Annotated in this window: 7 protein-coding genes; 5 read left to right on the top strand and 2 right to left on the bottom strand. The window is 66.1% G+C overall.

All coding sequences use genetic code 11. From position 1 onward, the window contains the following. Together pabB and VL752_RS18795 are read left to right on the top strand one after the other, a co-directional pair. The coding region (pabB, locus tag VL752_RS18800; RefSeq protein WP_325357573.1) for an aminodeoxychorismate synthase component I at positions 1-1,402 on the top strand (1,402 nt) is incomplete at its 5' end. Next, positions 1,399-2,181 (top strand): aminotransferase class IV, encoded by a 783-nt coding sequence (locus tag VL752_RS18795; RefSeq protein WP_325357571.1) that lies wholly within the window; start codon positions 1,399-1,401, stop codon positions 2,179-2,181. The genes pabB and VL752_RS18795, both read left to right, overlap by 4 nt. Here the strand turns inward: VL752_RS18795 and VL752_RS18790 are convergent. After that, entirely contained in the window at positions 2,171-2,452 is a 282-nt protein-coding gene (locus tag VL752_RS18790; protein ID WP_325357569.1) for a DUF427 domain-containing protein, read from the bottom strand. The two genes, VL752_RS18795 and VL752_RS18790, sit on opposite strands and share 11 nt — an antisense overlap. Before the next feature lie 10 nt (positions 2,453-2,462). Further along, a complete protein-coding gene (locus tag VL752_RS18785; protein ID WP_325357567.1) occupies positions 2,463-2,810 on the bottom strand; it encodes a 4a-hydroxytetrahydrobiopterin dehydratase in 348 nt (115 codons plus the stop codon). Between the two features lie 284 nt (positions 2,811-3,094). Here VL752_RS18785 and gndA point away from each other — a divergent pair, with 284 nt between their 5' ends. The 3 genes from gndA to VL752_RS18765 all read left to right on the top strand — a co-directional run. After that, entirely contained in the window at positions 3,095-4,540 is a 1,446-nt protein-coding gene (gndA, locus tag VL752_RS18780) for an NADP-dependent phosphogluconate dehydrogenase (RefSeq protein ID WP_325357565.1), read from the top strand. 117 nt (positions 4,541-4,657) lie between these two features. Continuing rightward, complete coding sequence (locus tag VL752_RS18770; RefSeq protein ID WP_413788776.1) at positions 4,658-6,037, top strand: DHA2 family efflux MFS transporter permease subunit; 1,380 nt, start codon at positions 4,658-4,660, stop codon at positions 6,035-6,037. 431 nt (positions 6,038-6,468) lie between these two features. Then, positions 6,469-6,873: MarR family winged helix-turn-helix transcriptional regulator (locus VL752_RS18765; RefSeq protein WP_325357563.1), on the top strand; the 405-nt coding region annotated here is incomplete at its 3' end.

Raw genomic sequence — 6,873 nt, 5'->3', positions numbered from 1 at the left:
CGCGGAGGCGTATGAGGGCGCGCCCATGCTTCACATCGAAGACATTCCCTGGCGTCCGCCCTCGGAGGCCTTCCGGTCTTTCGCGGGTGATGCGCGCCTCGCCTGGCTCGACAGCGCGGCACTGGGCGATCCGCGCAGTCGTTTCAGCTACCTGTGCTTGGAGCCTTTCTCCGTTCTGGAAGCCGAGGGCGGCGTGCTGCGGCTGGATGGGGTGGTGCAGCCGGGGGACCCCTTCGCTCTGCTCGCCCGGCAACTCGCCCGCTTTCCGCTTGCGCCCGGCGACGCGCCGGTCCCCTTCCTGGGCGGGGCCGTAGGCTATCTCGGCTACGAACTGCGCCATTGGCTGGAACGCCTGCCTGCGCGCCACCCCGCGGTCGCTGGCCTGCCGGATATGGCGATCGGCTTGCATGACGTTATCCTCGCCTTCGATACCTGGGAGGAACGCTGCTGGCTCCTCTCCTCCGGTTTTCCGGATCTGGGCGAGGGGAGGGAGAGGCGGGCCCGCCTCAGGGCGGCGCAGATTCGCGCACGGCTGGATGGGGGCAGGGTGCCGCTCGCCTCGCTGCCGCGTCTCGGCTGGGCGCCGGATCTCACTTCAGGGGAATACGAGGCGCGGGTCGCCCGCGTGTTGGGCTATATCCGGGCGGGGGATATCTTCCAGGCGAATGTCACCATGGCGCATCGCGCCAGGAGGCCGCCGGGCCTCGCCCCCGCCGCTCTGTATCTGGCGCTGAGGGAACGGAGCCCGGCACCCTTTTCGGCCTTTCTCGCCTGCGGCGAGGTCGCGATCGCAAGTGCCTCGCCCGAGCGTTTCCTGAAGCTCGATGTCGGCGGGGGGATCGAAACCCGGCCTATCAAGGGGACCCGGCCACGCCGGGCGGACCCGGCGGCCGATCGCGCAGAGGTGACGGCGCTGGTGGCGAGCGAAAAGGACCGCGCCGAAAACCTCATGATCGTCGACCTTATGCGGAATGATCTTGGCCGTGTCGCGGAAACGGGTTCCGTCCGGGTGCCGGAGCTGTTCACGGTGGAAAGCTTTGCCGCCGTGCATCATCTCGTCTCGGCGGTCGAAGCCCGGCTGCGCCCGGGTCTGGGTCCGGTCGATCTGTTGCGGGCGACCTTCCCCGGCGGTTCCGTGACCGGCGCGCCGAAGATCCGTGCCATGGAGATCATCGACGAGGTCGAAGCCTCCCGCCGCGGCCCCTATTGCGGCGCTATCGCCTGGATTGGTTTCGATGGCGCGATGGACAGCAGCATCATCATCCGGACCCTGGTCGTGACGCCGGAAGAGGTGGTCGCACAGGCCGGCGGCGGCATCGTCGCGGATTCCGATCCTGCGGCGGAGTATGAGGAACATTGCGTGAAAATCCGCGCCCTGCTCACGGTGGACGAAGGCCCATGATCCTCTGGCTGAACGGTGCACTGCTCCCGGCGGCGGAGGCCCGGATCGACCCGGCCGATCGCGGTTTCTCCCTCGGCGATGGGGTTTTCGAGACGATCTGCGTGCGGGAGGGCAAACCCCTCCACCTGCCGCGCCATCTGGCCCGGCTACAGGCGGGGCTCGATCTCCTTGCCATTCCGCGGCCCGAGGTGCCGTTTGTCGAGGCTATGAAGGCGGTACTCGCCGCCAACAGCTTGAGCGAGGCCGCGCTACGCCTCACCGTTTCGCGTGGAGTAGCCGCACGCGGCGTGCTGCCGCAGGGGCCGGTCTTTCCGACCGTTCTCATGACGGCGAGCCCGCTGCCAGCAACCTTGCCGGCGGCCCGTCTTGTCATCGCCCAAGCCACGCGGCGGAACGAGTTTTCGCCCCTCAGCCGCGTCAAATCCCTCAACTACCTGGACAATATCCTGGCCCGCCAGGAGGCGGCGTCACGAGATGCGGACGACGCGCTTCTGCTGAACACCCAGGGTTTCGTGGTGGAAGCGACGGCCGCCAATCTTTTCCTCTGCCTGGAGGGCGCGCTCATCACCCCGCCGCTCGCCGACGGCGCGCTTCCCGGCATCGCACGGGCCCTCCTGATCGAGCACGAAGGAGCGGTCGAGCGGTCGGTTCTGCCGCAGGATTTGGCGCGCGCCGAGGGCGCCTTTCTCTCTAACAGCCTCGGCCTGCGTGCCGTGGCCTCTGTGGAGGGACGGCGGCTTCCCGCGCCGCCCACGCGCATCGCAGGCCTCAGGCCGTGACTTTGACGCCCTTCCAAAAGGCGACCCGCCCACGAATCTCGGCTGCGGCCTCCTTCGGCTCGGGGTAGTACCAGACGGCGTTCGGGTTGGTCGCGCCGTCGACCACGAGGTCGAAATAATGTGCAGTGCCCTTCCAGGGGCAGACGCTGGTGTGGTCGCTCCGGCGCAGAAGGTCGAGGTTCAGACTGGACTCCGGAAAATAGGCGTTGCCCTCGACCGTCACGATATCGTCGCTCTCGGCAATCACGGTGCCGTTCCAGGTCGCTTTCATCGGATGTTCCTCAGCCCGTGGCCCCGGGGTGGGGCAAGGCGTTGATCTTGGCGGCGAGCACGAAATCCGCCCGCTGCAGTCCACCGATCGCATGGGTATGGAGCGAGACCGCGACATAGCCCCAGCCCAGCGCGAGATCGGGATGGTGTCCGGCCTCTTCGGCAACAGCGCCGATTCTCGTCACGAACTCGAGGGCGGATGCAAAGTCGCGGAACTTGACATGCCGCTCGATCCGCTTGCCGTCCTCGGACAGCCGCCAGTCCGGCACCTCGCGCAGCAGGGCTTGGGCCTCTGTGGCGGGCAGGGGCGGTACGCCGCCACGGCAGGGTGCGCAGGTCTCTTGGGCCAGGGCGGACATGGCGATCTCCCGGATGTGATGCCTCGGCTCAAGCTGTGGCCGCTCGGCGCCCAGAACAAGGCCGAGGCTGCACTTTACACCACTTTTCCCTGGCGATGGGCCGCTTCCATCTCCTCTGGACCCGGTGCAACCGCTTCAATCGCCGATGCGGCATGCGGTGGGAAGACTGGCATCTCAGGCTCAGCGCATTAGGGTTCCCTCGGACCGTCATCCAAACCCTGGCGGGCGCGCTGTTTTATGACGCCTGCCTTCATCAGAAGCGTATTTCCTCGGAGGAATATCGAATGAGCGACCAACCGGCGACTGCAGCCGCCGATATCGGCGTTCTCGGCCTTGCCGTCATGGGTGCCAACCTCGCCCGCAATGCAGCCCGCAAAGGCTTCGGCGTGGCGCTTTTTAACCGCAATCATGAGCGCACCGACAAACTGATGGCCGAGCACGGCTCGGAAGGCCGCTTCTACCCGTCAAAGACGATCGAAGCTTTCGTCGCCTCGCTTGCCCGCCCGCGCGCGGTCATCATCATGGTCAAGGCCGGCAAGCCGGTGGACGACATGATCGAGGATTTGATCGGCCAGCTGGAGCCGGACGACATCATCATCGACGGGGGCAATTCGCTCTATACGGACACCGCCCGCCGCTTCAAACGCTGCAAGGACGCGAACATCCGCTTCATCGGCATGGGTGTTTCCGGCGGCGAGGAGGGGGCGCTCGAAGGCCCCTCCATGATGCCGGGCGGCGAGCGCGCGGCCTATGAGCGCATCGCGCCGATCGTCACCAAGATGGCGGTCTCGGTCGATGGGGTACCATGCTGTACCTATATCGGGCCGGACGGCGCCGGCCATTACGTGAAGATGGTCCATAACGGCATCGAATATGCCGATATGCAGCTCATCACCGAGGCCTATGACCTGATGCAGACGCTCTACGGCCTGGACGCCAAGGCCATGGGCGATATCTTCGCGGATTGGAAAGCCGGCGATCTCGACAGCTATCTGATCGAAATCACCGCCGCCGTCCTGCGCAAGACTGACAGCACCGGCAAGCCGCTGGTCGACAGCATCGTCGACGAGGCGGAGCAGAAGGGCACCGGCCGCTGGACGGCGCAGAACGCGCTCGAACTCGGCGTGCCTGTCACAGCCATCACCGAGGCGGTCTTCGCCCGTGCGCTGTCCGGCCGTCGCGCCATGCGCGCGGAAGCCGAGAAGAAGCTGCCGCATCCGGTGGTCTCCACCCGCAAGCCCGAGCGCGCCGAGATCGACGCCATCCGGGATGCGCTCTACGCCTCCAAGATCGTGGCTTACGCTCAGGGCTTTGAGCAGATGGCGGTCGCCTCCGCGCAATACGGCTGGGATCTGACGCTCGGCGACATGGCGACGATCTGGCGCGGCGGCTGCATCATCCGTGCCCGCTTCCTCGACCGCATCAAGGAAGCCTATGACCGCGACGCCAACCTCTCCAACCTGCTGCTGGATGATTACTTCCGGGATGCGGTGGTGAAGGCCGAGGATGCCTGGCGCCGTGTCATCGTCCTCGCCGTGCAGAACGGGGTGGCCGTGCCGGCCTTCTCCTCGGCGCTCGCCTATTACGACGGCCTGCGCCGCGCCCGGGGACCTGCGAATCTGCTGCAGGGCCTGCGTGACTATTTCGGCGCCCATACTTATCGCCGGCTGGATAAGGAGGGCAGCTTCCATACCCGCTGGAGCCAGGACGGCACCGAGGTGGAGGCTTAAGGCTTGGCGGACGACCGGTGGAGCAGGTCCGGCACCAGCTCCACGCCTGACGAAACGACGACTCCGGCGGCTTCGGCTGCCGGAGTAAAACCGGCCCGGCGCGGCCTGCCATCGGCGATGCGGGCCACGGCGCTGATCGTCGCCAGCGCCCTCTTCATGCAAAATCTGGACTCGACCGTTGTCGCGACCGCCCTGCCGTCCATGGCCAGGGGATTCGACGTCTCGCCGGTCACGATGAACATCGCGATCACCTCCTATCTGGTCAGCCTCGCCGCCTGCATTCCGGCGAGCGGCTGGATCGCGGACCGCTTCGGCGCGCGCATCGTCTTTCGCGCCGCGATCATCGTCTTCACCTTTGCGTCTGTGCTCTGCGGCATCTCGGACAGTCTCGCCATGCTGGTGGCTGCCCGCATCTTGCAGGGGATGGGAGGTGCCATGATGGTGCCGGTCGGGCGCCTGCTGTTGCTGCGCCGCGTCGGCAAAAAGGATCTGGTCGCGGCCATGTCCTGGCTCACCATGCCGGCGCTGCTGGGCCCGGTGATCGGGCCGCCGGTCGGCGGCTTCCTGGTCACGGCGCTCTCTTGGCACTGGATCTTCTTCATCAATATTCCGATCGGCATCCTGGGCGTACTGCTGGTGACGCTTTTCATCCGGGGGGACGAGCGGGTGGAGGCGACCCAGTTCGATCTGGTCGGCCAGGTCCTGGCTGGAATAGGCATGGCCGGCCTCATCATGGGGCTCTCCTCCTTCGGGCGCGGCGCGCTGCCGCCATCGCTCGCGATCGCGCTGACCGGGGTCGGTCTTGTGGCGGCCCTCGGCTATCTGCGCCATGCGCGGCGCTACCCCTATCCGCTGCTCGACGTCAGCCTGCTGAAGATCCCGACCTTTGCGGTATCGGTCAGTGCAGGCTCGCTCTTTCGCATCGGCATCGGGGCGCTGCCCTTCCTCCTGCCGCTCATGCTGCAGATCGGTTTTGGGCTCAGTGCCTTCCATAGCGGGCTCGTGACCTTCGTGAGCGCGGCGGGGGCTTTAGTCACCAAGCCGGTCGCACGGCCGGCCCTGCAGCGCTTTGGCTTCCGTAATCTGCTGGGCTGGAATGCGGCGATCTCGGCCGTCGTGCTCGCACTGACGGCGGCCTTCCGCCCCAGTTGGCCGCTCGCCGCGATCTACGGCGTGCTGCTGCTGGGCGGTGTCTTCCGCTCGCTGCAATTCACCGCCTACAACACGGTCGCCTATGCCGATATTCCGGAAGGCCGAATGAGCAGCGCCACCAGCTTCTACAGCACGCTGCAGCAGCTTTCGCTCACCATCGGTGTCACCCTCGGAGCGGCCGCGCTGGGGCTTGCCGGGGCCCTCGCTGGAAAGCCGCATCCGCGGCTCGAGGATTTTTCTTTCGCCTTCCTCGTGGTCGCGACCGTCATGCTGCCGGCAGCTTTCCTGGCCTTTCGCCTGCCGGCCAATGCCGGGGCCGAAATGTCAGGCCATGCCGGGCGCTAGGGTCTGATCGGGCTGGAATGAATCGCGTCGGCGATTGATTCACCCGTCAATGGGACCCTACTTCAAGCTCGAGGGGCCCGGATCGACCAAACGCAGGCGGCCCCGTCTCCGCGTGCTTCTATTTCCGAGTCAAAACGGTGAGCGACGCCGGGGCGCGATGCCTCATCAGCCTCGAACAAGGTGCGATGATACGGGCACATGCCCGTTTCTTCGAGGCGCTTCCTCCCGCTCTCCCGCTTGAGACCGACAGATCTGATGCACAGGCCCTGGCACCTTTGGGCATGTGCCCACATACTCGTCCTCTGTCTGAATCAGGGTACGATGCACGGTTTGACCGAACGCCCGTCGTGCGTGCGTTCAAGCCGGTCGGACTCGAGGCATGCGTCGCCGGCGTTCTCGGCCGGTCGGACGAGTGCCGAGGAGTAGGGAATTTGCCGAAAGAGTCGCCCGCGCGCGGTCAGCCCGACAAAAACGCCTTGAACCTCGGCGATGGCGACCGGTGCAACAACACCGCTTTGCGGAAGGCGACCCGTCGCGTCTCGCAGCTGTATGACTCGTTGCTGGCGCCCACAGGTCTGCGTGCCACGCAGCGCTCGATTCTATTGAATATCGCGCGTCTCGGCAGCCCGACGATGGGACAGCTTGCCGCATCCCTGGTGTTGGACCGCTCCGCCCTCGGGCACAATCTCAAGCCCCTTGAGCGGGATGGCTTGGTCGTTCTCGATGTCGATCCCGACGACAAACGAAACCGGCTGGCGAAGTTGACGGCGAAGGGAGAGGGCAAGCTGCGCGAGACCGCCAGCCTATGGCAAGTGGCGCAGGATCGCTTCGAAAGC

It is taken from the genome of Acidisoma sp. (assembly GCF_035492295.1).
Classification (GTDB): Bacteria; Pseudomonadota; Alphaproteobacteria; order Acetobacterales; family Acetobacteraceae; genus Acidisoma.
This window is presented reverse-complemented; position numbering and strand designations above follow the sequence as displayed.

Coding starts and splice junctions, on each gene's coding strand:
- VL752_RS18795 (WP_325357571.1), top strand. CDS start 1,399: ATGATCCTCTGGCTGAACGGTGCACTGCTCCCGGCGGCGGAGGCCCGG.
- VL752_RS18790 (WP_325357569.1), bottom strand. CDS start 2,452: ATGAAAGCGACCTGGAACGGCACCGTGATTGCCGAGAGCGACGATATC.
- VL752_RS18785 (WP_325357567.1), bottom strand. CDS start 2,810: ATGTCCGCCCTGGCCCAAGAGACCTGCGCACCCTGCCGTGGCGGCGTA.
- gndA (WP_325357565.1), top strand. CDS start 3,095: ATGAGCGACCAACCGGCGACTGCAGCCGCCGATATCGGCGTTCTCGGC.
- VL752_RS18770 (WP_413788776.1), top strand. CDS start 4,658: ATGCGGGCCACGGCGCTGATCGTCGCCAGCGCCCTCTTCATGCAAAAT.